This window comes from Paraburkholderia rhynchosiae (assembly GCF_002879865.1).
In the GTDB taxonomy this organism is placed as follows: domain Bacteria; phylum Pseudomonadota; class Gammaproteobacteria; order Burkholderiales; family Burkholderiaceae; genus Paraburkholderia; species Paraburkholderia rhynchosiae.
Genome location: NZ_PNXY01000017.1, coordinates 1 through 26,527, shown reverse-complemented (window position 1 = coordinate 26,527; position 26,527 = coordinate 1). Strand labels below are relative to the sequence as shown.

The window sequence follows — 26,527 nt, the reverse complement described above, 5'->3', positions numbered from 1 at the left end:
CCTGCTGATGAAAGTTGGTTTAGCGCGCCGGCATCGGCAAACACACGGCCAGCCACGCAGGCGGCGTCGGTGCAAGCTGTAGCGCGATCGGCGTATAGCGTCCGTCGAGACGCGCCGCCAGATGAAACAGTTCCGTCGCGTTATTCGGATCCCACTGACCCGAATAACCGGGCATGCCGGCTTCGCGACGTTTTGCGTCGAATGCGACGCTCGAATGCACGAATTCCTCATGCGTCTTGCTGCCCGCTGCATACGGCGCGAGCCAGTTGAGCGCGGCTTGCAGCGACGCGCCGTTCGCGCCCTTCTCCGGCAGCCAGTTGCGGCTGTGGCGGCGCGCGGCGAGCGCGGCCGTGACGAGCGGCTGGAGATCGTACGTGACGTAGTGCAGCGCGTCACGTTCGGTGAAATCGATCGTCGAACCATCCGGCTTGATGTTGTCGCCGACATGCTCGACAAAGAGACGCTGCGCCGCGTTGATCATCTTGCGGTTGTCGAGCGTGAAGGCGGCCATCGCTATCAGTTTGATCCGGTGGCTCTGCCAATTGTTCCGGTAAGTGCCTTTCAAAGGACGCGGCTGATCGTCGATCTCCGCGATATAGCCGTTCGCGAGCTTCGTGAGGAACGCCATCGACGCGTTGCGCGTTTTCACGGGCAGTGCGCTCGCGGTCATGTCGTACGCGAGAATCAGCCCTTCGAAATGCGTTTCGTCGATGGGATTGAAGCTCGGCTGATAGGTCGTGACCCATGCATACAGCAAGCGGTCAACCAGCTTCAGGTAGCGGTCGTCGCTGGTGGCACGCCAGGCAAGCGCGGCGTCGCGCAGCAAAGCGAGATCCTTCTCCGCTTCGACGCTCTGATCGTAGATGCCCTCGTGCTGCAGCGTGCCTTCGGTGTGCAGTTTGACCTGCGCGTGCGGCTGGTCGTTCAGATGCGCCAGCACATTGCTCACCAATGCCTTGACGCCCGGATCGGCGTTCGTGCGCTCGCTGGTTTGCCATGCGGGTGCCGCACAAAAATTCATCGCGGCCTGAGCTTGCCGCATCGGCAGCAACACGCTTGCGCCGGCGAGCAGCAACACGCAGGCTTGCCGCCACGTCTGTACTCGCGTTGCCTCGGCCGCGCTTTGCATCAATCGCACCTTTCGCACCATGCGAAACTCCTCGTTGGGCTGATTCGGTGTGTGATGTTAGCCGTTTGCGGCGTGAAGCGACAGAACCGTGCACCGCCCGCTTACAACGCGCGGGCGATGCGCGGCAACGCCAGGTATTACTCGTAATCGGCAACCGGCACGCAGGAACAGAACAGGTTGCGGTCGCCATACACGTTGTCCGCGCGACCGACCGGCGGCCAGTACTTCTTCGCGATCAACGTGGGCAGCGGATATGCAGCCGTTTCGCGCGCGTACGCATGCTTCCACTCATCCGCGATCACGACGGCTGCCGTATGCGGCGCGTGCTTCAGCGGATTGTCCTCGCGGTCCGAGCGGCCTTCTTCGACAGCGCGAATTTCCTCGCGAATCGCAATCATCGCTTCGATGAAGCGGTCGAGTTCTTCCTTCGATTCCGATTCGGTCGGCTCGACCATCAGCGTGCCCGGCACCGGAAAGCTCATGGTCGGCGCATGGAAGCCGTAGTCGGCGAGGCGCTTGGCGACATCGTCCACGGTGATGCCGCTCGTGTCCTTGATCGGACGCAGATCGAGAATGCACTCATGCGCGACGAGTCCGCCGGGGCCCGAGTACAGCACCGGATAATGCGGCGCGAGTTTCTTCGCGACGTAGTTCGCATTGAGGATCGCGGTTTCGGTTGCAGCGGTGAGGTTCTTCGCGCCCATCATCGCGATATACATCCACGAGATTGGCAGGATCGACGCGGAGCCATACGGCGCGCCCGACACTGCACCGATGCCGTTCGGCGCGCGCTCATAGCCCGACGAAAGCTGATTCGGCAGAAACGGTGCGAGATGCGCGCCGACCGCGACCGGACCGACGCCCGGTCCGCCGCCGCCGTGCGGAATACAGAAGGTCTTGTGCAGGTTCAGGTGCGAGACGTCGCCGCCGAACTGGCCCGGCGCGGTCAGGCCGACCATCGCGTTCATGTTCGCGCCGTCCACATAGACCTGGCCGCCGCGCGCATGCACGATCTCGCAAATTTCGCGGACGTTCTGCTCGAACACGCCATGCGTGGACGGATACGTGATCATGATCGCCGCGAGCTTGTCGGCGTGCTGATCGGCCTTCTTCTTCAGGTCTTCAATATCGACGTTGCCTTGCGCGTCGCAGGCCACCACCACGACCTGCATGCCGGCCATTTGCGCGGACGCCGGGTTCGTGCCGTGCGCCGAAGCGGGAATCAGGCAGACGTTGCGATGCGCTTCGCCGCGCGACGCATGGTATGCGTGGATGATCAACAGACCCGCGTATTCGCCCTGCGAGCCCGCATTCGGTTGTAGCGACACCGCTGCGTAGCCGGTTGCGGCGACCAGCATCGCTTCGAGCTGATCGATCATTTCACGGTAGCCGACGGTTTGCTCAGCCGGCGCGAACGGATGAATCTGGCCGAACTCAGGCCACGTGACCGGCAGCATTTCGGAGGTCGCGTTCAGCTTCATCGTGCACGAGCCGAGCGGGATCATCGAACGGTCAAGCGCGAGATCCTTGTCCGACAGGCTGCGCAGATAGCGCAGCATTTCCGTTTCCGAATGATGACGGTTGAACACATGGTGCGTGAGATACGCGCTCGTGCGTTCAAGCGCGGCGGGCACCGAGGCCGTATTCGAAGCCGTGATGGCGGCGTCGAGCGTGTCAACCTGCGGCACGCCTTTCGCGCCGGCGGCTTCGGCGAACACGGCCAGCAGATCGGAAAGATCGCGACGCGAGGTGGTTTCGTCGATCGACACGCCCACTTGCGTATCGCTCACGCGGCGCAGGTTGATGCGCTTCGCTTTCGCTGCGTCGTGCAGCGCTTGCGTGCGCGTGCCGGCGTCGAACGTCAGCGTATCGAAAAAGGTTTCGTTGACGAGCGAGTAGCCCAGCTGCTTCGCGCCCTCGGCCAGCAACGCGGCGATACGGTTCACACGCAGCGCTATTGTCTTCAGACCGCGCGGGCCGTGATAGACCGCATACATGCTGGCCATGATCGCGAGCAGCGCTTGCGCGGTACACACGTTCGACGTCGCCTTTTCGCGGCGAATGTGCTGTTCGCGCGTTTGCAGCGCGAGACGCAGTGCGGGGTTGCCTTGCGCGTCGACGGTTACGCCGACGAGACGGCCCGGCATCTGGCGCTTGAATTCGTCGCGCACCGCGAGATATGCCGCATGCGGGCCGCCGAAGCCGACCGGCACGCCGAAGCGCTGCGTATTGCCGACGGCCACGTCCGCCCCCCATTCGCCCGGCGGCGTGAGAACGGTCAGCGCGAGCAGGTCGGCGGCGACCACCACGTGGCCGCCCGCTGCGTGGATCGCTTCGGTGAGCGCGCGGTAGTCGCGCACGTCGCCGTTCACGCCCGGATATTGCAGCAGCACGCCGAACGCATTTGCGTTTGCGGCTTCGGCCGCGGGGCCAACTTTCACTTCGATGCCGACCGGCGTGGCGCGCGTTCTCACGACTTCGATGGTTTGCGGAAGCACGTCGTCGGCGACGAAGAACACATTCGACTTCGGCTTGCCAACGCGTTGCAGCAGCGTCATTGCTTCGGCCGCGGCGGTGGCTTCGTCGAGCAGCGACGCGTTCGAGATCGCGAGACCCGTCAGATCCACGATCATCTGCTGGAAGTTGAGCAGCGCTTCCAGGCGGCCTTGCGAAATCTCCGGCTGATACGGCGTGTAGGCCGTGTACCACGCGGGATTCTCGAGCACGTTACGCAGGATCACCGTCGGCGTGTGCGCGTTGTAATAACCCTGTCCGATGTACGAGCGGAACACCTGGTTTTTGTCCGCGAGTTCGCGCAACGCGGCAAGCGCTTCCGCTTCGCTCTTCGGTTGCGTGAAGGGTCCGAGCGGCAGTGGTTCGGTGCGGCGGATCGTCTTCGGAATGACGGCGTCGATCAGCGCGGCGCGCGACGCGAAGCCGAGGGCTTCCAGCATCGCATGCTGGTCGGCCGCATCGGGGCCGATGTGCCGTTCAGCGAAGGCGTCATGCACTTCGAGCGCGGCGAGCGAGAGAGGAGTGCGGTTCATCAGACGATCCGGGTGTTCGAGCTTCATGGTGTTCCTGGCGGTGCGGCGCGCGATGTTCGCGGCCGCCGCACCTGACGGTTAAACGAGATGTGAATCAGGCGCCGATGGACTTGGTATACGCGTCGGCGTCGATCAGGCGCTCTTGCGTAGAGTCCGCGGCCGGCTTGATCTTGAAGAGCCAGCTTTCGTACGGCGCGCTGTTGACCGAATCAGGCGTATCGGCGACAGCGGTATTCGCTTCGATGATCTCGCCCGAAACCGGCGCGTAAATGTCCGAAGCGGCTTTCACCGATTCGATCACCGCGACCGTGTCGCCGGCGGTCACGGTCTTGCCCAGTTCCTGGACTTCGAAGAAGACGATGTCGCCGAGCGCTTCCTGCGCGTGGTCGGTAATGCCGACCGTCAGCGTGCCGTCCGCTTCGGTGCGGACCCACTCGTGCGATTCGGTGTATTTCAGATCGGCCGGGATGCTCATCGGATGCTCCTATGCGGTGTAATTCGGTATGGACTAAAGACTGGAATGAGACGCACGCGCCGGCTGCTTGCAGTGGTTCAACTCGCCACGAGCACTTTGCCGTTGCGCACGAACGGCAGTTTTACCACGCTTGCAGGAACGGATTTGTCACGAATCTGCACGTGAACGGTGTCGCCCGGTTGCACGCCTTTCGGCACGCGCGCGAAGGCGATCGATTCCTGCATCGTCGGGGAAAAGGTGCCGCTGGTGATTTCGCCTTCGCCATGCGGCGTGACGACCTTCTGATGCGCGCGCAGCACGCCTGCGGCCTTGCCGTTTTCCTTCAACAGGATCAGACCGACGAACGCCGCGCGCGACCCGTCCACTTCCAGCTTGCTCTTGCCGACGAACTCGCGCGGGGAGGTGAGGTCGACGGTCCACGCAAGGCCGGCGTCGAGCGGCGAGATGTTGTCGTCCATGTCCTGGCCGTACAGGTTCATGCCGGCTTCGAGACGCAGCGTGTCGCGCGCGCCGAGACCGGCCGGGCGTACGCCTTGCGCTTGCAGCGCATTCCACAACGCGACGACGTGATCCGCCGGCACGATGACCTCGAAGCCGTCTTCGCCGGTGTAGCCGGTGCGGGCGACTGTCAGTTCGCCAAACGGCGTCGCTTCAATGCGCGCGGCGTTAAAGGGCTTGAGCGCTTCGGTGGCGGCGCGGATGACCGGCACGGTTTGCCAGACTTTCTCGCGCGCGTTCGGGCCTTGCACGGCGACGATCGCGAAATCGCGGCGCGGCGTGATGGTCAGGCCGAAGCCACCTTCGTTGAGCTGGTTGAACCACGCGATGTCTTTATCGGCGGTGCCCGCGTTGACCACCACGCGGAAATGTTCTTCCCCGAAGTAATAGACGATGAGATCGTCGATCACGCCGCCGTTCGGGTTCAGTAGGCACGAGTACAGCGCGCGGCCCGGCGTTTGTAGCTTCGCCACATTATTGGCCAGCGCGTATTCAAAGAAGGCGCGCACGCGCTCGCCGGTGAAATCGACGACGCACATGTGCGAGACGTCGAACATGCCCGCGTCGGTGCGTACGGCGCGGTGTTCGTCGATCTGCGAGCCGTAGTTGACGGGCATGTCCCAGCCGCCGAAATCGACCATGCGGGCGTTGAGCGCGCGATGGGTGGCGTTGAGCGGAGTGTGTTTGAGTTCGGTCATGGGGCCTCGGGCGTCTCGCGAAACAAAAAAGGCCATGCGGCGCCGCGCCTCGCGGCCTACTGGCTGCGAGCGTGGTTCTGCATGGCCCCTCTGTCCTCGATACCTGAGAGATTGCGCTGCCGTGACGATGATTGGTCACGGTGAAACGCGCGCCCCTTCGGTGGGCAGCTTGCCAGAATCTGCACGACATATGCGATGCAGACGGCTACTGCCGCTCTCCAGAGTGCGAAAAACTGCGCCTTGATGTTGCGAGTACTACGTGGGCGCGGGTTTTTCGACGCGTTCGGTCCTTTTGCCTGAGAGTTTGCGGGTGTGCCCCTTCGGCGGCGCGGCCTGCCAATTCAGCAGCCAGCGCGCTCTCCCGACGCGTGCGGCGAATTTACGCGAGGCCCGGGGGCTTGTCAAATAAAGGGCTTACTTGTCGTTATTCACCGATAGCATGCGCCGCGCTGTCCAGTTCCTGGTTCAGCACGCGCTGTTCGTCGGCGGATAAGCCTCCGCCGTGTTGTCCGGCCATGTCGTGTGCCTCGCGATGGATCACATCCAGCCGATGATGCAACGCGTCGCCTTGCGGTGGTGGGTAATAGCCTTGATTCACGCGATTGTCGATACGGCGGCTGAGATTGTCGATGCGGCCGTCGACCTGATGCAGACGTTTATCGGCGATTTGCTGCGGGTTTGGGCGCGGCGTCGGCGCGGACTGCGGTGCGACCACACAGGCGGCGAGCGAGCTGAGCAACGCGCATGCGGCGAGGGCGCGGATGGGATGTGGCATGGACTCTCCGTGAAGTCGTTGTGGTTTTGCGGTGCTTCAGGCGTAGCAACGGATCACGGAGGAGGAACGCTGACCCGGAAGGCCGGCTCATTTGTAACGTTATATTGCTTTCGGGTTTGTCAGTTTTGCCGACGCGGCATTTCGCGTTACGCCGGCAAAACCGCAAAACCGCAACGCCGTTTAGCGAATCCGCTCGAACGGCAAGCGAATGCCTTCGTCGGAACTGCGCGCGGCGAGCTCGATAATCGTCATCACGTCGACGGCGTCTTGCGGGCTGACGGGGAACTTCACGCCGTGTTGAATCGCATCGGCGAGGGCGACGTAGAAGCTCACATAGTCGCCATTGCGCGTCGGCAATTCGCGCTCCACTTCCTGATCGCCGTCCAGCACGCGCAGCACGCCCGCGGCATTGCCGGCGGCGAAGCCATCGTCGCCGGGACGCAGGCCGGCTTTCAACTGATCTTCCTGCGTGTCGAGCCCGTACTTCACGTAACTGCCGCGCGTGCCGTGAATGGCAAACCTCGGCGCGACGATCGCCGTCAGCGCGCTCGCGTGCAGCACTACTTCGAATTCGCCGTAGCCCAACTGGATATGCACGTAGTCAGGAGCGCTCGCCTGATCGCGATGCGTGCGCACGGACGCCGACACGGTCTGCGGCGCGCCGAACAACGCGAGCGCCTGGTCGATCAGATGCGGCCCAAGATCGAACAGCAAGCCGCCGCCGCGCGAAGCTTCCTCCCGCCAACGCTGACGCACTTCGGGCCGGAATCGGTCGAAATGCGATTCATAGTGCGTGACGCGCCCCAACTCGCCGCTCGCGAGCAGATCGCGCACGGTCAGGAAATCGCCGTCCCAGCGACGGTTGTGAAACGGCACGAAGAGCTTGCCCCGCGCGAGTGCGATGTTGGCAAGCGTGTGAGCCTCGGCGGCGGTGAGCGTCACCGGCTTGTCGACCACGACGTGCTTGCCCGCTTCCAGCGTACGGCGCGCGAGGTCGAAGTGCGTGTCGTTGGGCGTGGCGATCACCACGCAGTCGAGGTCGTCGAGCGCTAGCAGCGCGTCCAGGTCGGCCACCACCTTGGTGTGCGGATAATCGGCAAGCGCGAGTTCGGGCTTGCCGGTCGCGATGGCGGCGACGCTCGCGCGCCCGCAGTGCTCGATCACTGGCGCATGGAACGTCGCGCCGGCGAATCCGTAGCCCATCAATCCAATTTTCAGCGATGCGGACATGCGTGTCTTCCTGCAAAAACGGCGCGCCGCTTTGCCACCGCGGCGGCGGCGCGCAACGCCGTCATTGTGGCATGTGTTGCACGCGAACTGCGGCGGCGCCACGCGTCGGTTTTTCGCGCGACGTCGTGGCAGCGCTGTTGATCGAGCGGCTTCATCCGCCGAATTGATGCGCGGATTTTATCCGCCGATTCCTCCGTCGCCTGCTCGTGTTAACATCGCTCCTCTCGCGCGAACCGCGGCGGGCTGGACGGGCCTCGCACCGTGCGGGCCAGGCGTTCTCGCAGCGCGCGCCGCGCGGTTTACCGCCGGGTTCACCGCCAGCAAGCTGCGCACCGCAGCGCCCTCAAGCGCCGCTTTCAACTGCCGCTTTTACAGCCGTTTTTCAACCGCCGTTTTTCAACAGCATCCCATCCACAGACGATGTCCGCAGGCCTGAATCCCGCTCAAAATGAAGCGGTCCGTTATCTTGACGGTCCATGTCTCGTGCTCGCCGGCGCAGGGAGCGGCAAGACGCGCGTGATCACGCAGAAAATCGCGCACCTGATCGAGGCCAAGGGTTTCGAGCCGCGCCATATCGCCGCCGTCACGTTCACGAACAAAGCCGCGGCGGAAATGCGCGAGCGCGTGGGCAAACTGCTCGAAGGCAAGACGCTGACGACGCCCGGCAAGGAAGGCCGCAAAGTGCCCGTCAACCAGTTGACGGTCTGCACGTTCCACTCGCTCGGCGTGCAGATTTTGCGGCAGGAAGCGGAGCACGTCGGGCTCAAGCCGCAGTTCTCGATCATGGATTCCGACGACTGCTTCGGCATGATCCAGGAGCAGGTCGGCTCGACGGACAAGGGTTTCATCCGCAAGATCCAGTCGATCATTTCGCTGTGGAAGAACGGGCTCATCATGCCCGAAGAGGCGATTGCGATTGCCGCGAACGAGGACGAGCATCAGGCGGCGATCGTGTATCGCAATTATGTGGCGACGCTCCACGCGTACCAGGCGGTCGATTTCGACGATCTGATCCGCTTGCCCGCCGAACTCTTTGCGAAGAACGAACAGGTGCGAGACCGCTGGCAAAACAAGCTGCGCTATCTGCTGATCGACGAGTATCAGGACACCAACGCGTGCCAGTATGAACTGGTGAAGCTGCTGGCCGGCAAGCGCGCGGCGTTCACAGCGGTCGGTGACGACGATCAGGCGATTTACGGCTGGCGCGGCGCGACGCTGGAAAATCTCGGGCAACTCAGCAAGGATTTCCCGAAGCTGCATCTCATCAAGCTCGAGCAGAACTATCGTTCGACAGTGCGCATTCTCACGGCCGCGAACAACGTGATCGCGAACAACCCGAAGCTCTTCGAAAAGAAGCTGTGGTCCGAGCACGGCATGGGTGACTCGATCACCGTCACGGGGTGCAACGACGAAGAGCACGAAGCGGAATCGGTCGTGTTTCGTCTGTCCGCGCACAAGTTCGAGCGTCGCGCGAATTTCCGCGATTACGCGATTCTGTATCGCGGCAACTTCCAGGCGCGCATTTTCGAACAGGTGCTGCGCCGTGAGCGGATTCCGTATGTGCTGTCGGGCGGCCAGTCGTTCTTCGACAAAGCCGAGATCAAGGACATCTGCGCATACCTGCGCCTGATCGCCAACGCGAACGACGACCCCGCGTTCATCCGCGCGATCACGACGCCGCGACGTGGCGTGGGTAACACGACGCTCGAAGCGCTCGGCTCGTTCGCGGGGCAGGCGAAGGTGTCGTTGTTCGAAGCGGTGTATATGGGCGGCATTGAAGCGCGTTTGTCGCCGCGGCAGATCGAACCGATGCGCGTGTTCTGCGACTTCATGCAGCGCCTCACCGATCGCGCCGAAAAAGACGCGGCCGGCACGCTGCTCGACGAGTTGATGGACGCGATCCACTACGAAGCGTATCTCTATGACGCCTTCGACGAACGTCAGGCGCAATCGAAGTGGCAGAACGTGCTGGAGTTCATCGAATGGTTAAAGCGCAAGGGCACCAAGGCTGAGCCCGAGGGTTCGGCGGGCTCGGCTGGTTCGGCGAACAGCGAGGCAACCGGTTACGACACCGCCGACGGTTTCGGCGATACCGGCAAGAATCTCCTGGGCCTAATCCAGACGGTGGCGCTGATGTCAATGCTCGAAGGCCGCGAAGAAGATCCGGACGCGGTGCGGCTTTCGACCGTGCATGCGTCGAAGGGACTCGAGTATCCGCACGTGTTTCTTGTGGGCGTCGAAGAAGGGATCATGCCGCATCGGGGCGGTGCCGAAGACGAACCGATCGACGACGCGCGCATCGAGGAAGAGCGCCGCCTGATGTATGTGGCGATCACGCGCGCGCAGCGCAGCCTGCATCTCAACTGGTGCAAGAAGCGCAAGCGCGCGCGGGAGACGGTAGTGTGCGAGCCGTCGCGGTTCATCCCCGAAATGCTGCTCGACGATGCGCCGCCGCCGACGCCCGAGGAAGCGCCGATGTCGCCGAAAGACCGGCTCGCGAGTTTGAAGGCGCTGTTGCAGAAGCCTTGAAGGACGCGTATCCGGCCGCGCCTGGTTCAAGCGACAAGACCCCGCGCGCGGCAGGTGCTTCGGCTGTTTCCGTGGATGTGCGCGCTACAGTGGCGCGGCTAGTCGGTCGCACGTTCCCGCACCTTCGAGCACGCCAACCGGAGACCGCCCGCATGACCTCGCTGCCGCTCGCGCCGTATCGCCGCGCCCTCGAAGCCTACATCGACGCAAAAGACAACACGCGCGCGCAACGCATGTCCGACGCGTTCACTTCTGACGCCGTGCTCACCATTTCTCTGGCGACGTCGAACATTGCGTTTCCCGCGCGCACGGTCGGCATCGACGCGATCACGAAGACGCTTGTCACCGATTTCGGCGCGACGTACACGCGTTGCCGCACGTATTACGTGTGCGATTCGATCACGGTACGCGAGGGCGCGATCGACCCGCTGCCGTGGCTCGTAATGATGCGCGAACCGGCGACCGGTGCATTACGCGTGGGCCACGGCGTGTATCGATGGGCTTTCGATGACACGCCCGCCGTCAGCCGTTTTCACATTCACATTGCTCGCATGGACGTGGTGCCCGACGCCGATGGCGCTTTGCTTCACGCGTTGCAGGGCGGCTTGAGCTATCCGTGGCTCGCGCCGGCCGACTTGCAGACGCGTTTCACCGAGCATGCGCGCAGTACGCCGGCGCTCACGTTTGTCGAAGCATTCAGTTGTCCCGCCGACGCGCCTGAGAGCGGACAGTCACGCGCCTGAATTCATCGCCCATGAAAAAATCCCTGCATCGCATGACTGCGTTGCAGGGATTTTGCTGTGCGGCAAGCGCCGCCGATGTCTATGCGTGGGTAGTGAACGGGCGTTACTTCACCGCGCTGACCATGTAATCGACAGCGGCTTTCACGTCCGCGTCTGAGGCGGTCGAGCCGCCTTTGGGTGGCATGGCGCCCTTGCCGTGCAACGCGTAGTTGTAGACCGTGTCCATCGGCTCCTTCAGACGCGGGGCCCAGGCTTCCTTGTCACCGAACTTCGGCGCGTTCAGCACGCCGGCCGCGTGACATGCCTGGCAAACCTGCTGATACAAGGCCTTGCCTGCCTGCGATGCATCCGCGCTTTGCGTCGCGCCGGCTGCCGGCGCGGCGGCTTGCGGCACGCTTGCCATGGCTGCGATTGCAGCGGCGGCTTGAGCCGCGCCAGCATCCGATGCACCTGCTGCAGCAGCACCAGACGCCGCAGCCCCGCCAGATGCCGCTGCGCCCGATGCCGCTGCTGCGCCCGAGGCCGGTTGCGCCGGTTCCGGGAAGCTCGCGCCCGAATTGTTCGCCATGTAGGTCACTGCGCGGGCGATTTCAAAGTCGCTGTAATCGTCCGGGCTGGTGCCGCCGCGCGGGGGCATGGCGCCTTTGCCGGTGAGCGCCGTGTGCAACAGCGTATCGAAGCCCTGCGAGATGCGCGGCGCCCAGTCGGCGGTATTGGTGAATTTGGGCGCGCCTGCCGCACCCGACGCATGACAGGCCGCGCAGACCGCCTTGTAGACTTCTTCGCCCGTCTTGTAGACGCGCGGCGCGTTGGCGTCGCGAATGTCGACCTGGGCGAGGGGTTTGATGCGAGCCGTGACCTCGGCTTCGGAGAGACTGTCTGTGCCGGCGCCTGTGCGGGTCGAATTGTCGACGTAGTAAGCCAGCAGAACAATGATGACGATCGGCACAGCAAACCCGGCGATGACCGCGGCGATGAGCTGTCCTGGGGTTTTGATCGGGGCTCCGTGTGGTGCTTCGCTCATGCTTGTCTCGTCTCCGTGGGTATGTGAGCGGTACAGCGCGACGGCAACTTCTTCTTCTTAATCAGCCAGGGACGATTATAGACGCAAGCTTTCGACGGCGGCGAGGGGCGCGGCGAGGCGTTCAGCAGGCGTTTACCCGCATCGCGCGAAGTGGCGGGAAGGCGCGGAAAAGCGCCGGAAATGGCCGCCGGGGCCGTCCGGTGGACGGTATGGCCGAAACCGGGTATCCTTTCGGTCTCGCTTTGGCGCCGCATCCGCTCAGGTTGCCGCGCTTTCGTGTTGAAGCGCCCGTAGCTCAATGGATAGAGTACTGCCCTCCGAAGGCAGGGGTTGCTGGTTCGATCCCAGCCGGGCGCACCAACAAACGTTGGTTCAGCATCAAGGGTTTATTCAGGTCTGTGCGCCTAAGCCCTTTTTCATTTTCAGCACGACTCAGCCCCGCTTCTGCCCCCCACAAGCTTGTTGCCCACGCCCACTCCCGTTAGAATCCCCCGGGTCACTGGGGAGTAGCCTTCCTTCACGCAACGCATGAAGGAGAGCGCGTCAACATACTTGGCCTGCAGGTCATGGCGCGTTCGACCGGTCGGTTTGGCGAGACCATTGGCGTACTGCTTCGTTCGGGTCGGACGAGTCGCGGTGCGTCATTGGTTCGTCTTACGTCCGACCGCGGAGCCACTGTGAAATCACGTTGTCCCCTGCCCAGCTTCATCCCGCGCCATCTGCCGCGCCGCGCCTTTCCCGTCGATGCCGGGAGCCGCGCATGACGAGTCTTCTCTTCGAACTGGCCGTCATGCTGGTCGTCATTCTGGTGGCGGCCGAGCTTTTTACTAACGCGCTCGAACATCTTGGCGAGCGCCTCCATATCTCCGAAGGCGTGACCGGCTCACTATTTGCAGCGGTCGGCACCGCGTTGCCCGAGACGCTGGTGCCGCTGATCGCGATCATCGGCGGCACGGCTGATCATGCCGTCAACGAGGAAATCGGCGTCGGCGCAATCCTCGGCGCACCGCTGATGCTTTCCACGCTGTCCACCTTTCTGATGACACTCGCCGTTCTGCGCTCACGCGGCATCGGCGGGCGCGTCGCGCCCGAGCGCTCGGGTTTCACGCGCGACCTCAACTATTTCCTCTTCGCGTTCCTGCTGGCCGCCGCCGCCATGTACGTGCCGCATGAGCAGAGAATCGTCCGCGCGCTGTTCAGCGTCGCGCTCGTCGGCGTGTACGTCGCGTATGTCGTGGCGACCTTCCGTGCTTCGAACGATCTGGTGGACGCGGGCCACGGGACTGAGGCCCCCGGCAAGATGATGCTGGCGCGCCTTGGGGTGCCGACCAATCTCGCGACTATCGCGATCCAGCTCGCGCTCGCGGTCGCCTTGCTGGTGTGGGGCGCCGAAGGCTTCATCCATGGCGTGCGGGGCGTGTCGCAGGTGTTCGGTGTGTCTCCGCTGCTGCTGTCGTTGCTGATCATCCCGATTGCCACCGAGCTGCCGGAGAAGGTGAACAGCATCCTGTGGATTCGCCGTGGCAAGGACACGCTGGCGTTCGGCAACATCACCGGCGCGATGGTGTTTCAGGGCACGCTGCTCCCTGCGATCGGCATTCTGCTCACGCCGTGGACGCCGCGCATCGAGGTCGTGACGGGTATCGTCATTACGCTCGCGGCGGCCGCATGGCTTCGGACCAACGCGCGTGAGCGCGGGGTGCCGGTGTGGGCGCTGCTCGTCTGTGGTGTGCTTTACGCCACTTATCTGGCGATTACGTTGAGCCGCTGATCAAGTAGGCGAGCTTCCATCCCGGGTCATCGCCAGTCGAACCGGACGTATGTTCCCGCATGCGGATCACTTGAGAATATCGCGTTCGCAGATCGCGTACACACTGGAGCACAGGTCGGGATAAACGCGCCCTAGCTCAAAACAGCCGTCAAGATACTCCTTGGATATGATGTCGGCACGCAATGCGGCATCAATCTGAAAGTTGGCAAGACCCTTAAAAAAAACGCCACCTTCCGTAACCAGGCGCAACTTGGCGGCGCGTAGATCGGCGCACAGCGTGTCGATTGAATATGTCACCCTGTGACCGTGTGCCGCTTCCGCTGCTGTCACTGCAGCCGGATGGTCGATCAGCCCCATCTTGACAGCGATTTGCCTCGATCCGGCGCGCGCATTCGGCGCTGCGACAAACAGGCGGCCGCCTTCGGATAACCAGCCGGCGATCCTGCGCAAGACCTCTACCGGATGATCGAGATGTTCGAGCGTGTGGATCAGGAAAATATTGTCATATCGTCGCGTCGGTTCGAACTTCTCGAACGTCGAGTGATGGAATTTGACCGACCGTTTGACCTTCTCTGAGGCGACCGGTATGCAGTCCGCTGATGCTTCGACGACTTCCACGGAAGCAAAACGCTGTGCCAGAAGATGAGAAAAATGGCCCTCGAAGCACCCTAGTTCCAGCGCGTTGCCCTCAACGAAAAACGGAGACAATGTCCGAAGCATGTACTCGTGCATCAGATAGTCGAATTCGTAAGCGTAGCGATGGTCTGGATGATTCCGTGCTTCCGCGTTGTAGTCCCTGGCCATGTAATCAATCCTGTCCACGTTGATAGAAACGCTGCTCCAACGGAACATAGAACTCATCGAGCGACGTCGGCACACGAGCGTTGAAGCCAAGTACCTGACGCATCCAAGGGTCGCAGCGATCGAGATTGTTATAGCCAAATAAGCGAGCGTAGTCCAACTGCGGTTTAAAAAATGGGCTCGTGAACGTCAATGTGAGCGCGCGGCGAGGCGCGCTTGTCATGTTGCGTCCGGTGGCGTGCCACATCCGCGAATCAAATAGTAGAACTGAGCCGCGTTCGCCGATGGCGCGCGAGGCATTGGCATAAAAGTCTTCGTCGGCCGGCTGCTGTTGAACGTTTTGAGAGTGCGAGAGAACGTGCGTCGCGCCATTTTCCAACGTGAAATCGTCGAGCATGATCAACGCGTTCAGCATGAAGCGCCGCGAGTCGGAGCCAAAGCGGATGTCGCGATGCACGCTTTGCACGTAGGACCGGGACTCGCGCTCATTGATGACGCCGCCATATGAATTAAGAACAAAGTTGCCCGCGAAAAAATGCCGAAAAATTGGTTGCAGCACCGCCAGTTGCGCTAGCAATTCGACGTAACACTCATCGTCCATCAGCAGGTGGTGCAGGGTGCCCGCACTATTTTCCAGCACGCCATTGCGCTGCCTGATTTCGTCGCGCAGCGCCAGCGAAGAAGGAAGCGCGCCGATCAACGAATCAATCAGCGTAATGGCGATCAGCCGGGGAATAATTGTCCAGCCTGCGGTGGCAAGCTCGATGTCGTGTTGGGCGTCAGTGGTATTCATGAATTAGGCGCGGCAGCGGACAAAGTGAAGGAGTCACGATACATCGGTGGCCAGTATGGCCATCGGAATGACGTCGACGTACTTGCCGCCCTTAAAGACAGCCTCGCGAAGCAGACCCTCAGTACGAAAACCCACTTTCTCGTACAGAGCGATAGCACGAGTGTTGGACGCCAGCACCGTCAACGAGATGCGGCGAAGATTGAGGTCGTCGAATGCGTGCTCGAGCGTCAGGCGCGTCGCGGCCTCGCCAATCCCGCGCCCCCACGCAGGCTGCGAACCGATCTGAATAGAGAATTCCGCACAACGGTTCACCCAGTCGATCCCCAGCAAATACGTCACGCCAACCACTTCTTTTGTGGACGCAAGACACACTGCAAGTCGAACATTACCTGCGCGGGAACAGAGATAAGTGTCGAACCATTTACTGTCGACCTCGGCGCCTACGTAACGGAAGGCGCCGCCTAACAGACCGACCAGTGCTTTATCTGCGCGCCACGCATTGATAGTCGGCAAGTCGCCGCGCTCGATTTCGCGCAAAAAAATCATGTCGTTGCTCATGCTACTCGACTCAGCAAGCGTCGTGCTATTGGGAAGAGATCTTCGCGAGAGAGGCGTTGATCACACGGCAGAAACAGCGCGGAACCCGGCAGATCGCGTTCGAACGCCGGCACCCCTGTTGCGGATGCAACGTCCGGCCAATACGTGGGCGTGTAGACGCGCTCGGCCTGCAGTTCTTCGCGCAGTCCGGACGGCGCTCCGAAATACGGATAGCAGAGCGGTACTGCCTCGGGGTCGTACGGAAACTTGAAGGAGTTATAGCGTTGCAGCGTTTCGTGCAGAAAAGCGAAATTGGCGACTCGGCGTGCGCGCACGGCTTCGTAGTCGATGCCGGCGAGCAGGCGACGAGTCAATGCCGACATTCGCAGCGGCTCCTGGTGTTTCAGGCTCTCTTCGGCCGCCGCGTAGTCGATGTAACCCGCTTCGGCATCTTTCGCGAGTCGGGTCAGCAGATGGTTGCAACGCAGCAGCGAGGCATCGTCAATCGCGGTTGGCATTTCAATCTGCTGCTGCGTCACGAGGTATCCCCCGTCTGGAACGCCGAGGAATTTTCGCGGCGAGTAAAGCGTGGCGAGGCAATCGGTCGGCTGTGCGAACAACGCCTGAGCATTGTCGATCACGACGCGCTCCCTCGGGAACCGACTGAGTACGTCGCTGACCTGGTGCCCGCATAGGCCAAAATAATTGACGTAGACGAACCACTCGTCGCGCGCAAGTTCGACCGGTTGCGGGCGCAGCGTCGAATCGAGTCCGTAGCGTTTGATCGGTGTGCCGCTCATGCGGAGGGGTTCGAGCATTGCATCGCAAATGTACCAAGGCATCCAGACGGCAGTGGGACGCATGGAACGAAGCAGCGCTAGAAATGCTGCGCGGGACGACTGAAAGCGCAGCGATCCGGCGTGAAGAGTGGCCGCGGACGGGGCCAGCTCCAGCTCAAAATATCCGCCGATGGCGCGCGGCTCGCGTGGATTCATGCGTCCACCGCTACCGGCAGCATGTCTCTGACGCGCTGTGCGCTATTGAACATCAGTACATCGAGAATCGAAAGTGCGGGACGAAAGTCGTGGTTGAATTGTGCATATGGGCGGAGGTTCGGTTCGATAAAAGCGAGCTCGATGCCGCGCGCGGAAAACGCGTGGTTGTCGTAAAGCGCTCGGCCTCCAGGAAGGTTGATGTATGTGGTCGCCTGTTCTATTTCACAGATGTCGAGTACCCGATCAATTCCCTTCAGTTCTGCGTTGCAGTACTTTGCCGATGAGGGCACGAATTCGGGGCCGACGCCCAAGTACTTGCAGATTTCCACGACCGTCTGCGAGGCGAGTGCAGCGATAGTCTCAAAAGGCGTCGTAAGGATCCGCTCGATCAATGCGCTAACCGCTGGATATTGAGGCGCTTTCGCATAGGCGTGGCGGATGGATTCGAGCAACTTGCGCAACCAGCGCTCATGTGGCTCGATCCTGACTTCGTTTATCTTCAGCAAAGGGCTTGCGCCGCTAAGCGGCACGGTCAGATAACGGACTTCATCGCCCAGCAACACCCTGTTGCGGTTAATCCACCCGTTCTTGATGAAGTTGACGTCGTCGTAAAAGACGAACTTGTCGGCTGCCGCCGCCAACTGAAAATATCCAATGTACGGGAACAGATAGGGCTGCATGATTGCAAGCTTCATGACGTTCAGCAATCCGCTATGAGTCCGATAATGCGGTCGAGCATGCCGTCTGTCAGCGCTGGAAAAATCGGCAAGCACAGTACCTGTTGTGCCGCGGCATGAGCGGCAGGCAAGTTATCGCGGCTCGCGGAAGGCAGGCCGCGATAGATTGGAAAGTCCGAAATCAGCGGATAAAAATAGCGGCGCGCAAAGATATCGTGGTCGCGAAACTTCTGATACAGCGCGTCACGGCTGAGAGGAAATTCCGGGCCGACGAGAATCGGGAAGTATGAGTGGTTCGCCACTTTTTCTCCGGCCTTAGGCAGGCAGCGAATGCCTGGTATGTCACGCAGCCGTTCGCGATAGATCGCGTCGATCTGGGCGCGCCGTGCCAGTGCCTCGTCAATATGTTGCAGTTGCAACAGGCCGAAAGCAGCGTTGATTTCGCTCATCTTGCCGTTGATGCCGGACGCCACAACGGTCACCTCGTCCACAAATCCGAAGTTCTTCAGGTGATCAATGCGCTGTTTTGTCTTGGCGTCCTGGCAGATGATTGCGCCGCCTTCGAACGTATTGAAGACCTTCGTTGCATGGAAACTCAGCACGGCGAGGTCGCCATGCTCCAGCACACTGCCGCTTTCCGTCTGCACGCCGAAAGCGTGAGCCGCGTCGTAAATCACCTTGAGGTTATAGTTGTCCGCGATCTTCTGAATCGCGTCGACGTCGCACGGCTTCCCATAGCAGTGCACAGGCATGATAGCGGTGGTTTGCGGGGTGATCGCTGCCTCGATTTTGGCTGGATCGAGGTTGAGCGTCTGGGGATCGACGTCTACGAAGACAGGCTTGATGCCGTTCCAAACCAGCGAGTGAGCGGTAGCCACAAACGAGTAAGGCGTTGTTATCACTTCGCCGGTTATGCGTAGCGCCTGGAGAGCGGTGAGCAGTGCAAGCGTGCCGTTTGTGAACAGCGCGAGATGACGGACGCCGAGATATTTGCACAGCGCCGCTTCGAACTGTTGATGAAACGGACCGCCATTGGTCAGCACCTTGCTGTCCCAGATCTGCTGGAGATAGGGAATGAACTCTTCTAGCGGCGCAAGATGTGGCTGGGTGACGTAAATGCGCTCGTCGATGCGTGGCACTATGGCGCCGTGCGGTAAGGCAGCGTTCACTTGTTTTCCCCTGTTTCGCACGGCGCGTTCACGCCGACCGTGGCGGTGGCGGCAATAGCCTCTTCCGTGGACACCTGGAAAGCGACGGCCGGCAGGCCTTCACACCACCGTTTCCACATAATTCGCAACGCCTGCGAGAGTCCCGAGGCGACCACCTCTGGCCGGAATGCAGCCGACGCGTTGCAGCGCTCTCTCAAGCCAGTTCTAAGCGCGGCGAGTGCGGGGAGGTCCGAAGATAATGCAACGCCCCTCCTGACGAAATCTTCTTTATCCGCGGCAAGAAACTGTTCTAGCCCGACGTGCGACATCCACGTGGTGCCGGCGCGGCTGGGCAATGTGTCTCCCGCAATGGTCAACGTCGGCACGCCCATCCACAGCGAGTTCAGCACCGTGGTCGAACCCGTGTAAGGGAAGGTGTCGAGGCAGATGTCAACGTGAAAGTGCTGTTGCAGGTAGACCGGAATACTCGAGCGGCGGCGGAACATGAGACGCTCAGGACCGATGCCTGCATTGGCAAACCATTTGATCAGAAGCTGTTCATCTTCGTCGGTTGTAATGGCGCCCAGCAACATGCGCGACGTCGGTTGGGCGTGAAGCAACTGGGCCCAGAGCGCGATCACGTCAGCGCGCAATTTGTTCAACCGGTTGAAGCTGCCGAAAGTCACATAGCCGTTGTGCATGGCCGGCAGGATATTGACCGGTGGTGCGCTCTTTTCCGGCAGGAACGTGGCGTTCGCCGGCAAGTGGACAATCTTTTCCGAGAACAGGCGCTCGGCAGCACCGAACGGCACGCCGAACCTGTCCGCAAGGTAATAGTCCATCGAGCTAAGGCCGGTCGTGGCGGGATAGCCCAGCCAGCTCACCTGGATTGGCGCGGGCTTGCGCACGAACGTAAGGAGCCGATTGCGGCCAGTGTGGCCGGACAGGTCGATCAGAATGTCGATGCGCTCGTCGCGAATCTTGTTGGCCAACCGGGCGTCCGGCATGCCAGTGATCTGGTGCCATTCATCGGCGCAGTTTCGAAGCAAGTGAGTGTAGTCGTCTTCAGCAATGTGATTGTTGTACACATGAAGCGACACGCTCGGGTCTTTCGCCAGAAGCTCCATGATGGGCAGCAAATAGGATGCGACGGCGTGCCGGAACAGGTCGCCTGAGACCAGGCCGATCTTCAGCTTTCGGTCCGGCGTTTTCTTGTTGGCATGGCGCGGCCATTGCGGGCGCAATGGTGTTTCGTGCTGTTTGGCGAAGTTGCGGTGTTCCGCGAAAAGCGTCTCGTGATCGACTTCAGGATCATGAGTCAACGCGAATAGAAAGTTGTTGGCCGCGATGGCATCTTTCGGGTCCTTCTCCAGCGCAACCCGAAAACTTTGCTCAGCCTCTGTCACCAGGCCGAGATCGAGCAGTAGCACACCGAGCGTGTTGAGCATGCTGGAATTATCCGGCGCCAATTCGATTGCGCGCCGCGAGGCGGCCAGGCCCTCGGCCACACGCCCCTGTTGCAGCAGCGACATACCGATGATTCGATGTGCTTCGGCATGGTCAACGTTGATTGCAAGGATCGCGCGACAGACCTCTTCAGCGTCCTTAGGAAGTCCCTTCAAACGAAGTATGTCAGCGAGGACCGTGCGGCTTTCCAGTTCGTCGGGCAGCAGTTCAGCAACCTTGCGCAACGGGACCAGCGCCTCGTCGTACTTGCCAAGACGGTGCAGCGCGATTCCTAACCAACGCCAGGCGTTACCGTCGAGAGGGAAGCGCTGGGTAAAGGTGCTTGCGAGCTTGACGGCCTCGGCGATTTGTCCTTTGTTATACAGCGAGGTGAATCGGCTGGTTTCCTGCTGGCTTATCCGCCGCCCCGCTGCAATGGTGGACTTTCCCTGCTCTGACGCTGCGTTCACCGTGTCAGCGTCTGTTCCGGCGTTCGCGCCGTTCTTCGCCTGTTCGGGTTCTGGCGAGATGGGACGCGTCGCGATGACCCTGCCCGGGTTCGACATCCGAACAATCAGCCCGTCCACCGCCGGACCTCTCAGCCCTTGCTTCTGGCCCATTTCCAGCGCGAGCCAGGCGGCGGCGGTCTCACCCGCGTCGATGAGCGCGCTGATGTACGCCGCCCAGTACTGGCCGTTATTCGGCTGCAGGCCGAGAATCAATTCGAAGTGGGCCAATGCGTCTTTCGAACGGCCTGTCTGACCCAGCAGCACGCCGAGGTTGTAGAGAACGTCCGCGTGCTGCGGCTTCGCCTCCAGGATCGCTTGATAAAGCGCTTCCGCGTCGCTGAATTCCCCCTTGTGATGATGAGCCAGTGCGGTTTGCAACACGAGGGCAATGTCCTGCTCGAGTTGCTGCTCGGGCGTCGAAAATTCAACGGTCGGCTGTTCGTACAGGAAAGTCATGGTCTCAACGCGGAATGGTCTATGGAAGAAATTGTGCGACCGGGCAGGGGTTTCCGATGCGCGGAGATGACGGTGAAAAGCCCGCCTGTTTAGCGTATGGCGCAGGAGCCGAGGACCGGGCGGCAAGAAAAAAGCCCGCGCAAGGCGGGCTGAGAGAACGAGTGTGCCATTGCATCTGGCACGTAGTTCTTATTGTTCGGTCAAGCGGCCGACGGGTCGGGCGGCTCGCGCGCGCGCCTCTATAAGCGGGCGACTTGCTGATAGGCGCCGGCAGCCTTCGTACGAGTCATCGCGGCGTTGTACTCCGACTCGAGCTCGGTGCGGAAGGTATGTGCATCGGCAATCAGCCCGGCGTCGATTGCCTGAATCCGGCGAATCATGTCGAGCGCGCCCGGTTGCTGGTCCGCACTGAGCGACATCAGCAGCGGCACGCGTTCCTCGGTCAGACGAGCCGCTTGCGGCCAGTCGGCGAGCGAGGCTGCTTGCTTGATTGCCTCTGTCATGGCGAGCAACTGTTCGACCAATTCCGTCTGGTTCATATTGGGCGGCTCCTTTTACCTAGCTCTTGTTGGTGGCCAGCGCGCCCGCGCTGTTGGTGCCGCCGAATAGGGCCGTCAGATATTGCGAGTTGTTGTTCATCGTCGCCATCAGGGTATTCAGTGCGGTGAACTGCGCCTGATATTGGTTCGTCAATTGCGTCGTGTAGTCGGCAAGCGAAGTCTGCTGGGTTGTAATGCTCTTCAGGTCGGCATTCAATGCGGTGTTGCGCGTGTCGATAATGCCGCCGGTCTGCGTGAAGCTCGTGATGGCGGTGTTCAACTGCTGAGCGATACCGTTGGTCGAATTAAACAGCGATGCGACGGTGGCCGGACTGCTTTGAAGCGCCGCGTTCAGCGCGTTGTTGTCGACGACCATCGTGCCGTCCGCCGGGTCGTCCTTCAGCTTGATACCGATCGCGGCCAAGGTGCTGCCGGTGCTGCCGGAGCCGACCGAGCCGCCGACAATCGTTGCCAGTTGATTCCTGATTGTCTGAAGTGTCGAATCGCCCAGCAGTGGGCCTTGCGAACTGGAGCCGGCGGTAAACGAGCTCAGCGAGGCCATCGTCGTCACAACGGTGTTGTACAGGCTGACGAAATTGGTGATGGCGGTGTTTTGCGCTGTCGTGTCCTGTGAGACCGTCAGCGTTTGCGTTGTGCCGACGGAGTCGGCCGTCAGGTTCATCGTGACACCGGCAATCGCTGTCGTCACAGTGTTGCTCGCACTTGTCGCCGCAATGCCGCCGACCGAGAACGACGCGTCTTGTGCCACGCCGCTTTGCGTCCAGGCGTTGCTCGTATCTGACGAGACGATTGTCGAAACGCCGCCGGTCGTGCTTGCGGTCGATGTCACACCCAGGCTGGATAGACCGTTATCGGTCGTGATGTTGCTGGTGGAAACATCGATGACGTTGGCCGCCCCGGTGTTCGACGAGCGCAGCACCAGGTGAGCGCCGTCCGTGCCGGTTACGACGGTGGCCGTGACGCCAGGGTTGCTGCCGTTCGAATTGATGGCCGACGCGATGCCGGCCAGCGTGTTGTTGGTGTCGTCGAGATTGACGCTCATTGGCGTGCCGCCGAGCGATATCGTGAGCGTGCCAGTGCCGAGTTTGGTGCTGGCACCGAACGCAGCAGAAGACAAAGCCTGGGAACCGGCAATCTGCGTGACGTTGACCGAATAGCTGCCAGCGACGGCACCCGCGCCTGCTGTCGCGGTCAAGCCCTTGCCGCTGGCAGTCGCGGCGAAGGTGGACAGCGTGGTGCCGTTAGCGAGGCCCGCAATGCCCGACTGCAAAGCGCTGAGCGCGGAGCTCAATGCGCCGTAGGCGGACAGCGTGGTGCTGTCTTTGGTTTGTTGTGCCGCAAGGGCCGCGGTTTGTCCTGCCGTCTTCGCGTTCACCAGCGCCGAGACGAGCGTCGACACATCCATCGACGAGTTGCCCGTCGAGCCGCTGATAATCGACTGAGCGGCTGACTGAAGCGCGGCATTCGCGCTCGCAGTGGAAGACGTGGTTGAGATCGTGGACATGCGGAGGCTCCAGGCGTCTGGGATTCTGTATTAGGTATTGCGCGATGCTACATCACCGGATGAGGCAAATGCACAGCGGGAGGCATGCCTCCCGTTGCTTGAAATGCGGCTGTGCGCCTGCTTGCGCGAAGCGCACAGCCGTTACTGCGTGAGCTCTTATTGCAGGAGCTTCAGAACTTGCTGCGGGTTGGAGTTAGCTTGCGCCAAGACCGAGATACCGGCTTGTTGCAGCACTTGCGCCTTGCTCAGGCTCGCCGTTTCTTGTGCGAAGTTGGCGTCCGTGATTTGCGACTGTGCCGACGACAGATCGGTCGATTCAGCTTGCTGCGACGTCGCGATCGCGGTGAAGCGGTTTTGCGCCGCACCGAGTGATGCTTGCAGCGTGTTGACGGTCTGCAGTGCGTTGTCGATCGAAACCATTGCCTGGTTTGCGCCGGTGACCGTGCTGATGTCGAGGCCCGATACTGCCGGCGGGCTGTTGATCGCGTTGATCTGGTTGACAGACGCGATGGCTGCTGCGGACGCTGCGCCAGTCGTCGGAAGTGCGGCACTGCTCAGTGCGAGCGTGGTGATAGCGGTGCCTGAGCCTGCTGCCGTACCTGCGCTGAAGATCGCGCTTGTCGCGGCCGACGAAATTGCCTGATTGTTCTGGTCGGTGAAGGTGTAACCGCCCTTGCCGTCCGACAGAACGTTGATCGACGTGATGGCCGCGCCGGTTGCCGTGTAAGCGCCCGCCGAGGTGAGGCTCACGGCGATAGTGCCGACCGTTGCACCCGTCTGCACGAGGCCGCCACCGATCTTCGCAGCCGACATCGACTGGCTGAGATCCAGGCTGATCGTCTGACCGACGTTCGCGCCGACCTGGAACGAGATGCTGCCTGCAGAACCGTCCAGAATGTTAGTGCCGTTGTACGTCGTTTGCGACGCGATACGGTTCACTTCCGAGATCTGTGCCGAAACTTCCTTCTGCAAAGCGGCCTGGTCGCTCGACGACAGGGAACCAGTCGATGCCTGCACGGCCAATTGACGGATACGTTGCAGGCTCGAGGTCAGTGACGACAGGGCGCTCGACGCGGTTTGGATCATCGACACGCCGTCATTCGCATTCGACACGCCTTGATTCAGACCGTTGATCTGAGTTTGCATACGGGTCGAGATTGCCAGACCGGCTGCGTCGTCAGCTGCGCTGTTGATGCGCTTGCCCGACGACAGGCGGGTGATGGCTTGCGACAGGGCGCTTTGCGAGCCGCTGAGGTTTTGCTGTGCAACCAGCGAGTTGATATTGCTATTGATTCCGAGCATGGAAAATCTCCTAAATAAGCCTGAGCCCAATACGCCACGTTGGCATCGGCGGAAGCACTCGTTCATTGCTGGCCGCCTCAGTGAAGGTTGACGGCCCTCCTAAAAAAAACTTGAGGGACTTTCTGTCATTGCGACCCAATTGTTTTGCCTGACGAGCCACGCGGGCGCCGGCGCTGAACGGCTTGCAGCCTTGCCTGGCGCATGCGCTGCGGGATTCGAAAAGGCGGCGTATGCTCTTTTTCTCTTGAGGAAAAGCGGGAGAAGTCATGCAAAAGCGCCGTATTGGACGCTCGCAATTGCAGGTCGCACCGCTTATGTTCGGCGGCAATGTATTCGGCTGGACCGTCGATGAAGCCACTTCATTTTCGATTCTCGATGCCTTCGTCGACGCCGGTCTCGACTTTATCGATACCGCCGACGTCTATTCCGCCTGGGCGTCCGGCAATCAGGGCGGCGAGTCGGAGACCGTCATCGGCAAGTGGTTCCGGCGCAGCGGCAAGCGCGACAGGATCGTGCTCGCCACGAAGGTGTCGAAGCATCCGCAGCGCAAGGGGCTGTCGGCTGCGAACATTGAGGCGGCAGTCGAAGACTCGCTGCGGCGCTTGCAAACCGATTACATTGACGTCTACTTTTCCCACGACGACGACGCACAGACGCCGCTCGCCGAGACGCTCGGGGCATATCAGAGGCTGATCGAAGCGGGCAAAGTGCGGATGATCGGCGCGTCGAACTACAGCGGCGCGCGCGTCGAGGAAGCGCTCGCTGTGTCGCGCCAGCATGGCTTGCCCGAGTATCAGGTGCTGCAGCCGGAGTACAACCTGTATGACCGCGCGGAATATGAGACCGACATCGAACCTGTGGCGCTCGCCCATCAGCTCGGCGTCGTCGTGTACTGGAGTCTCGCGAGCGGATTTCTGTCCGGAAAGTACCGTTCGCGGGAGGATCTCGCCAATAAAACGCGGGGCAGCCGGGTCGAAAAATATCTGAACGCGCGCGGCTTGGGGATTCTCGGGGCGCTCGATCGGGTTTCGGCGCGGCACGGGAGCACGCCGGCGACCGTCGCGCTGGCATGGCTCATCGCGCGGCCGAGCGTGACGGCTCCAATTGCCAGCGCCACGTCGCTCGAGCAGCTCGAGAGTCTCGTGGCCGCCGTTCGTTTGACGCTGACGAGCGCCGACATCCGCGAGCTCGACGACGCCAGCGCCTGAACGCCGCCGGAGGGCCTGGCGCAATCCCTAAACCCCTGGTAGCATGGAGAGTTTCCTGATATGATCGGGAGTGAATTGAGATCTTTGCCTGTTTCGTCAATGTTTTATTGTTGATGAAAGGTTGGCGAAACGGCAGCAGGCGCGGCTTTTCGGTACGTCTGTCCGCGTTCCGCGGTGAGCTCCACACCTCTCTTTTCCGGCCTCCGTGGCCGCTTTGCCTCTCGTTTCATTCGTGGTTTGGCCGGGTTCTGCCCGCGTTTGCCTGTTACTGGCCATGAATCGACACGACCGGAGGGCCGGCGCGTGAGCGGTCTCCCGCCACGCAATTAACCCGTATCAAGTGATTGAGTTAGGAATTACATGACGACGATTCTTCTGAAGGAAAACGAGCCGTTCGAAGTGGCGATTCGCCGCTTTCGTCGCGCGATCGAAAAGAATGGCCTGATCGCTGAACTGCGTGAGCGCCAATCGTATGAAAAGCCGACCACGGCACGTAAGCGCAAGAAGGCTGCTGCTGTGAAGCGCCTGCACAAGCGCCTGCGCAGCCAGATGCTGCCGAAGAAGCTGCACTAAGCACGCTTTTTCCGCATAGCCAGAACGGCGGTGTGAGCTTCGAAAGAAGCCACATCGCCGTTTTGCTTTTTGGGCGGCGGATCGCAGCGTGAGTGGGGG

The 26,527-nt window shown here is 61.4% G+C and carries 22 protein-coding genes, 1 tRNA gene and 3 riboswitches; of the genes, 6 read left to right on the top strand and 17 right to left on the bottom strand.

The features are described 5' to 3' along the window. Positions 1 to 19: 19 nt before the first annotated feature. The 6 genes from C0Z16_RS22505 to C0Z16_RS22480 form a co-directional block, all read right to left on the bottom strand. Complete coding sequence (locus tag C0Z16_RS22505) at positions 20 to 1,150, bottom strand: alginate lyase family protein (RefSeq protein WP_102634293.1); 1,131 nt, start codon at positions 1,148 to 1,150, stop codon at positions 20 to 22. 116 nt (positions 1,151 to 1,266) lie between these two features. Further along, positions 1,267 to 4,203 carry an aminomethyl-transferring glycine dehydrogenase gene (gene gcvP, locus C0Z16_RS22500; RefSeq protein ID WP_102634292.1) on the bottom strand — a complete coding sequence of 979 codons (2,937 nt, stop codon included), beginning with the start codon at positions 4,201 to 4,203 and terminating at the stop codon, positions 1,267 to 1,269. 67 nt (positions 4,204 to 4,270) lie between these two features. Then, positions 4,271 to 4,651 (bottom strand): glycine cleavage system protein GcvH, encoded by a 381-nt coding sequence (gene gcvH, locus C0Z16_RS22495; RefSeq protein WP_102634291.1) that lies wholly within the window; start codon positions 4,649 to 4,651, stop codon positions 4,271 to 4,273. Between the two features lie 77 nt (positions 4,652 to 4,728). Then, entirely contained in the window at positions 4,729 to 5,847 is a 1,119-nt protein-coding gene (gene gcvT / locus C0Z16_RS22490; RefSeq protein ID WP_102634290.1) for a glycine cleavage system aminomethyltransferase GcvT, read from the bottom strand. Positions 5,848 to 5,927: 80 nt separating this feature from the next. After that, positions 5,928 to 6,079, bottom strand: a riboswitch (glycine riboswitch). 42 nt (positions 6,080 to 6,121) lie between these two features. Further along, positions 6,122 to 6,220, bottom strand: a riboswitch (glycine riboswitch). 51 nt (positions 6,221 to 6,271) lie between these two features. Further along, complete coding sequence (locus tag C0Z16_RS22485; RefSeq protein ID WP_102634289.1) at positions 6,272 to 6,622, bottom strand: hypothetical protein; 351 nt, start codon at positions 6,620 to 6,622, stop codon at positions 6,272 to 6,274. Between the two features lie 180 nt (positions 6,623 to 6,802). Further along, on the bottom strand, positions 6,803 to 7,852 hold the full coding sequence (locus C0Z16_RS22480) for an oxidoreductase (protein WP_102634288.1): 1,050 nt from the start codon (positions 7,850 to 7,852) through the stop codon (positions 6,803 to 6,805). A gap of 420 nt (positions 7,853 to 8,272) precedes the next feature. On the opposite strand from C0Z16_RS22480, the gene C0Z16_RS22475 reads away from it, so the two are divergent. Beyond that, entirely contained in the window at positions 8,273 to 10,381 is a 2,109-nt protein-coding gene (locus C0Z16_RS22475) for a UvrD-helicase domain-containing protein (protein ID WP_102634287.1), read from the top strand. 152 nt (positions 10,382 to 10,533) lie between these two features. Further along, positions 10,534 to 11,124, top strand: a complete 591-nt coding sequence (locus C0Z16_RS22470; RefSeq protein ID WP_102634286.1) for a hypothetical protein — start codon at positions 10,534 to 10,536, stop codon at positions 11,122 to 11,124. A gap of 103 nt (positions 11,125 to 11,227) precedes the next feature. Here C0Z16_RS22470 and C0Z16_RS22465 read toward each other — a convergent pair whose 3' ends face one another. Further along, positions 11,228 to 12,148, bottom strand: coding sequence for a c-type cytochrome (locus C0Z16_RS22465; protein WP_102634285.1), 921 nt, complete (start codon positions 12,146 to 12,148; stop codon positions 11,228 to 11,230). 284 nt (positions 12,149 to 12,432) lie between these two features. Here C0Z16_RS22465 and C0Z16_RS22460 point away from each other — a divergent pair. Together C0Z16_RS22460 and C0Z16_RS22455 are read left to right on the top strand one after the other, a co-directional pair. Beyond that, positions 12,433 to 12,508: transfer RNA gene (locus tag C0Z16_RS22460), tRNA-Arg, on the top strand. 129 nt (positions 12,509 to 12,637) lie between these two features. Continuing rightward, positions 12,638 to 12,816: riboswitch (yybP-ykoY riboswitch) on the top strand. A 92-nt stretch (positions 12,817 to 12,908) separates the two neighbouring features. Continuing rightward, positions 12,909 to 13,919: a sodium:calcium antiporter gene (locus tag C0Z16_RS22455; RefSeq protein WP_102634284.1), complete on the top strand. Its 1,011-nt coding sequence runs from the start codon at positions 12,909 to 12,911 to the stop codon at positions 13,917 to 13,919. 66 nt (positions 13,920 to 13,985) lie between these two features. Here the strand turns inward: C0Z16_RS22455 and C0Z16_RS22450 are convergent, their stop codons facing one another. From C0Z16_RS22450 to C0Z16_RS22405, 10 genes are all read right to left on the bottom strand, one after another. Then, positions 13,986 to 14,723 carry a class I SAM-dependent methyltransferase gene (locus C0Z16_RS22450; RefSeq protein ID WP_102634283.1) on the bottom strand — a complete coding sequence of 246 codons (738 nt, stop codon included), beginning with the start codon at positions 14,721 to 14,723 and terminating at the stop codon, positions 13,986 to 13,988. Between the two features lie 4 nt (positions 14,724 to 14,727). Continuing rightward, positions 14,728 to 15,513 carry a phytanoyl-CoA dioxygenase family protein gene (locus C0Z16_RS22445; RefSeq protein ID WP_102634282.1) on the bottom strand — a complete coding sequence of 262 codons (786 nt, stop codon included), beginning with the start codon at positions 15,511 to 15,513 and terminating at the stop codon, positions 14,728 to 14,730. A gap of 33 nt (positions 15,514 to 15,546) precedes the next feature. Then, positions 15,547 to 16,071 carry a GNAT family N-acetyltransferase gene (locus tag C0Z16_RS22440; RefSeq protein WP_102634281.1) on the bottom strand — a complete coding sequence of 175 codons (525 nt, stop codon included), beginning with the start codon at positions 16,069 to 16,071 and terminating at the stop codon, positions 15,547 to 15,549. After that, positions 16,068 to 16,868, bottom strand: coding sequence for a hypothetical protein (locus C0Z16_RS22435; RefSeq protein ID WP_244201323.1), 801 nt, complete (start codon positions 16,866 to 16,868; stop codon positions 16,068 to 16,070). Before C0Z16_RS22435 ends, C0Z16_RS22440 begins: the two co-directional genes overlap by 4 nt. 173 nt (positions 16,869 to 17,041) lie before the next feature. Next, positions 17,042 to 17,740, bottom strand: a complete 699-nt coding sequence (locus C0Z16_RS22430) for a WbqC family protein (RefSeq protein ID WP_102634385.1) — start codon at positions 17,738 to 17,740, stop codon at positions 17,042 to 17,044. 5 nt (positions 17,741 to 17,745) lie between these two features. Then, the gene (gene vioA, locus C0Z16_RS22425; RefSeq protein ID WP_102634279.1) at positions 17,746 to 18,891 is read right to left on the bottom strand and encodes a dTDP-4-amino-4,6-dideoxy-D-glucose aminotransferase VioA; all 1,146 of its coding nucleotides are present in this window, start codon (positions 18,889 to 18,891) and stop codon (positions 17,746 to 17,748) included. After that, positions 18,888 to 21,281, bottom strand: coding sequence for an O-linked N-acetylglucosamine transferase, SPINDLY family protein (locus C0Z16_RS22420; RefSeq protein WP_102634278.1), 2,394 nt, complete (start codon positions 21,279 to 21,281; stop codon positions 18,888 to 18,890). The genes vioA and C0Z16_RS22420 overlap by 4 nt, the downstream gene beginning before the upstream one ends. A 239-nt stretch (positions 21,282 to 21,520) precedes the next feature. After that, the gene (locus C0Z16_RS22415) at positions 21,521 to 21,820 is read right to left on the bottom strand and encodes a flagellar protein FliT (protein WP_102634277.1); all 300 of its coding nucleotides are present in this window, start codon (positions 21,818 to 21,820) and stop codon (positions 21,521 to 21,523) included. 19 nt (positions 21,821 to 21,839) lie between these two features. Next, entirely contained in the window at positions 21,840 to 23,345 is a 1,506-nt protein-coding gene (fliD, locus tag C0Z16_RS22410) for a flagellar filament capping protein FliD (RefSeq protein WP_102634276.1), read from the bottom strand. A 156-nt stretch (positions 23,346 to 23,501) separates the two neighbouring features. Then, complete coding sequence (locus C0Z16_RS22405; RefSeq protein WP_102634275.1) at positions 23,502 to 24,647, bottom strand: flagellin; 1,146 nt, start codon at positions 24,645 to 24,647, stop codon at positions 23,502 to 23,504. Between the two features lie 266 nt (positions 24,648 to 24,913). Between C0Z16_RS22405 and C0Z16_RS22400 the strand changes: the two genes are divergently transcribed. Together C0Z16_RS22400 and rpsU are read left to right on the top strand one after the other, a co-directional pair. After that, positions 24,914 to 25,855 carry an aldo/keto reductase gene (locus tag C0Z16_RS22400; protein ID WP_102634274.1) on the top strand — a complete coding sequence of 314 codons (942 nt, stop codon included), beginning with the start codon at positions 24,914 to 24,916 and terminating at the stop codon, positions 25,853 to 25,855. Between the two features lie 360 nt (positions 25,856 to 26,215). Continuing rightward, positions 26,216 to 26,428 (top strand): 30S ribosomal protein S21, encoded by a 213-nt coding sequence (rpsU, locus tag C0Z16_RS22395; protein WP_006050883.1) that lies wholly within the window; start codon positions 26,216 to 26,218, stop codon positions 26,426 to 26,428. Positions 26,429 to 26,527 lie beyond the last annotated feature (99 nt).

Coding starts and splice junctions, on each gene's coding strand:
- C0Z16_RS22505 (WP_102634293.1), bottom strand. CDS start 1,150: ATGGTGCGAAAGGTGCGATTGATGCAAAGCGCGGCCGAGGCAACGCGA.
- gcvP (WP_102634292.1), bottom strand. CDS start 4,203: ATGAAGCTCGAACACCCGGATCGTCTGATGAACCGCACTCCTCTCTCG.
- gcvH (WP_102634291.1), bottom strand. CDS start 4,651: ATGAGCATCCCGGCCGATCTGAAATACACCGAATCGCACGAGTGGGTC.
- gcvT (WP_102634290.1), bottom strand. CDS start 5,847: ATGACCGAACTCAAACACACTCCGCTCAACGCCACCCATCGCGCGCTC.
- C0Z16_RS22485 (WP_102634289.1), bottom strand. CDS start 6,622: ATGCCACATCCCATCCGCGCCCTCGCCGCATGCGCGTTGCTCAGCTCG.
- C0Z16_RS22480 (WP_102634288.1), bottom strand. CDS start 7,852: ATGTCCGCATCGCTGAAAATTGGATTGATGGGCTACGGATTCGCCGGC.
- C0Z16_RS22475 (WP_102634287.1), top strand. CDS start 8,273: ATGTCCGCAGGCCTGAATCCCGCTCAAAATGAAGCGGTCCGTTATCTT.
- C0Z16_RS22470 (WP_102634286.1), top strand. CDS start 10,534: ATGACCTCGCTGCCGCTCGCGCCGTATCGCCGCGCCCTCGAAGCCTAC.
- C0Z16_RS22465 (WP_102634285.1), bottom strand. CDS start 12,148: ATGAGCGAAGCACCACACGGAGCCCCGATCAAAACCCCAGGACAGCTC.
- C0Z16_RS22455 (WP_102634284.1), top strand. CDS start 12,909: ATGACGAGTCTTCTCTTCGAACTGGCCGTCATGCTGGTCGTCATTCTG.
- C0Z16_RS22450 (WP_102634283.1), bottom strand. CDS start 14,723: ATGGCCAGGGACTACAACGCGGAAGCACGGAATCATCCAGACCATCGC.
- C0Z16_RS22445 (WP_102634282.1), bottom strand. CDS start 15,513: ATGAATACCACTGACGCCCAACACGACATCGAGCTTGCCACCGCAGGC.
- C0Z16_RS22440 (WP_102634281.1), bottom strand. CDS start 16,071: ATGAGCAACGACATGATTTTTTTGCGCGAAATCGAGCGCGGCGACTTG.
- C0Z16_RS22435 (WP_244201323.1), bottom strand. CDS start 16,868: ATGCTCGAACCCCTCCGCATGAGCGGCACACCGATCAAACGCTACGGA.
- C0Z16_RS22430 (WP_102634385.1), bottom strand. CDS start 17,740: ATGAAGCTTGCAATCATGCAGCCCTATCTGTTCCCGTACATTGGATAT.
- C0Z16_RS22420 (WP_102634278.1), bottom strand. CDS start 21,281: ATGACTTTCCTGTACGAACAGCCGACCGTTGAATTTTCGACGCCCGAG.
- C0Z16_RS22415 (WP_102634277.1), bottom strand. CDS start 21,820: ATGAACCAGACGGAATTGGTCGAACAGTTGCTCGCCATGACAGAGGCA.
- fliD (WP_102634276.1), bottom strand. CDS start 23,345: ATGTCCACGATCTCAACCACGTCTTCCACTGCGAGCGCGAATGCCGCG.
- C0Z16_RS22405 (WP_102634275.1), bottom strand. CDS start 24,647: ATGCTCGGAATCAATAGCAATATCAACTCGCTGGTTGCACAGCAAAAC.
- C0Z16_RS22400 (WP_102634274.1), top strand. CDS start 24,914: ATGCAAAAGCGCCGTATTGGACGCTCGCAATTGCAGGTCGCACCGCTT.
- rpsU (WP_006050883.1), top strand. CDS start 26,216: ATGACGACGATTCTTCTGAAGGAAAACGAGCCGTTCGAAGTGGCGATT.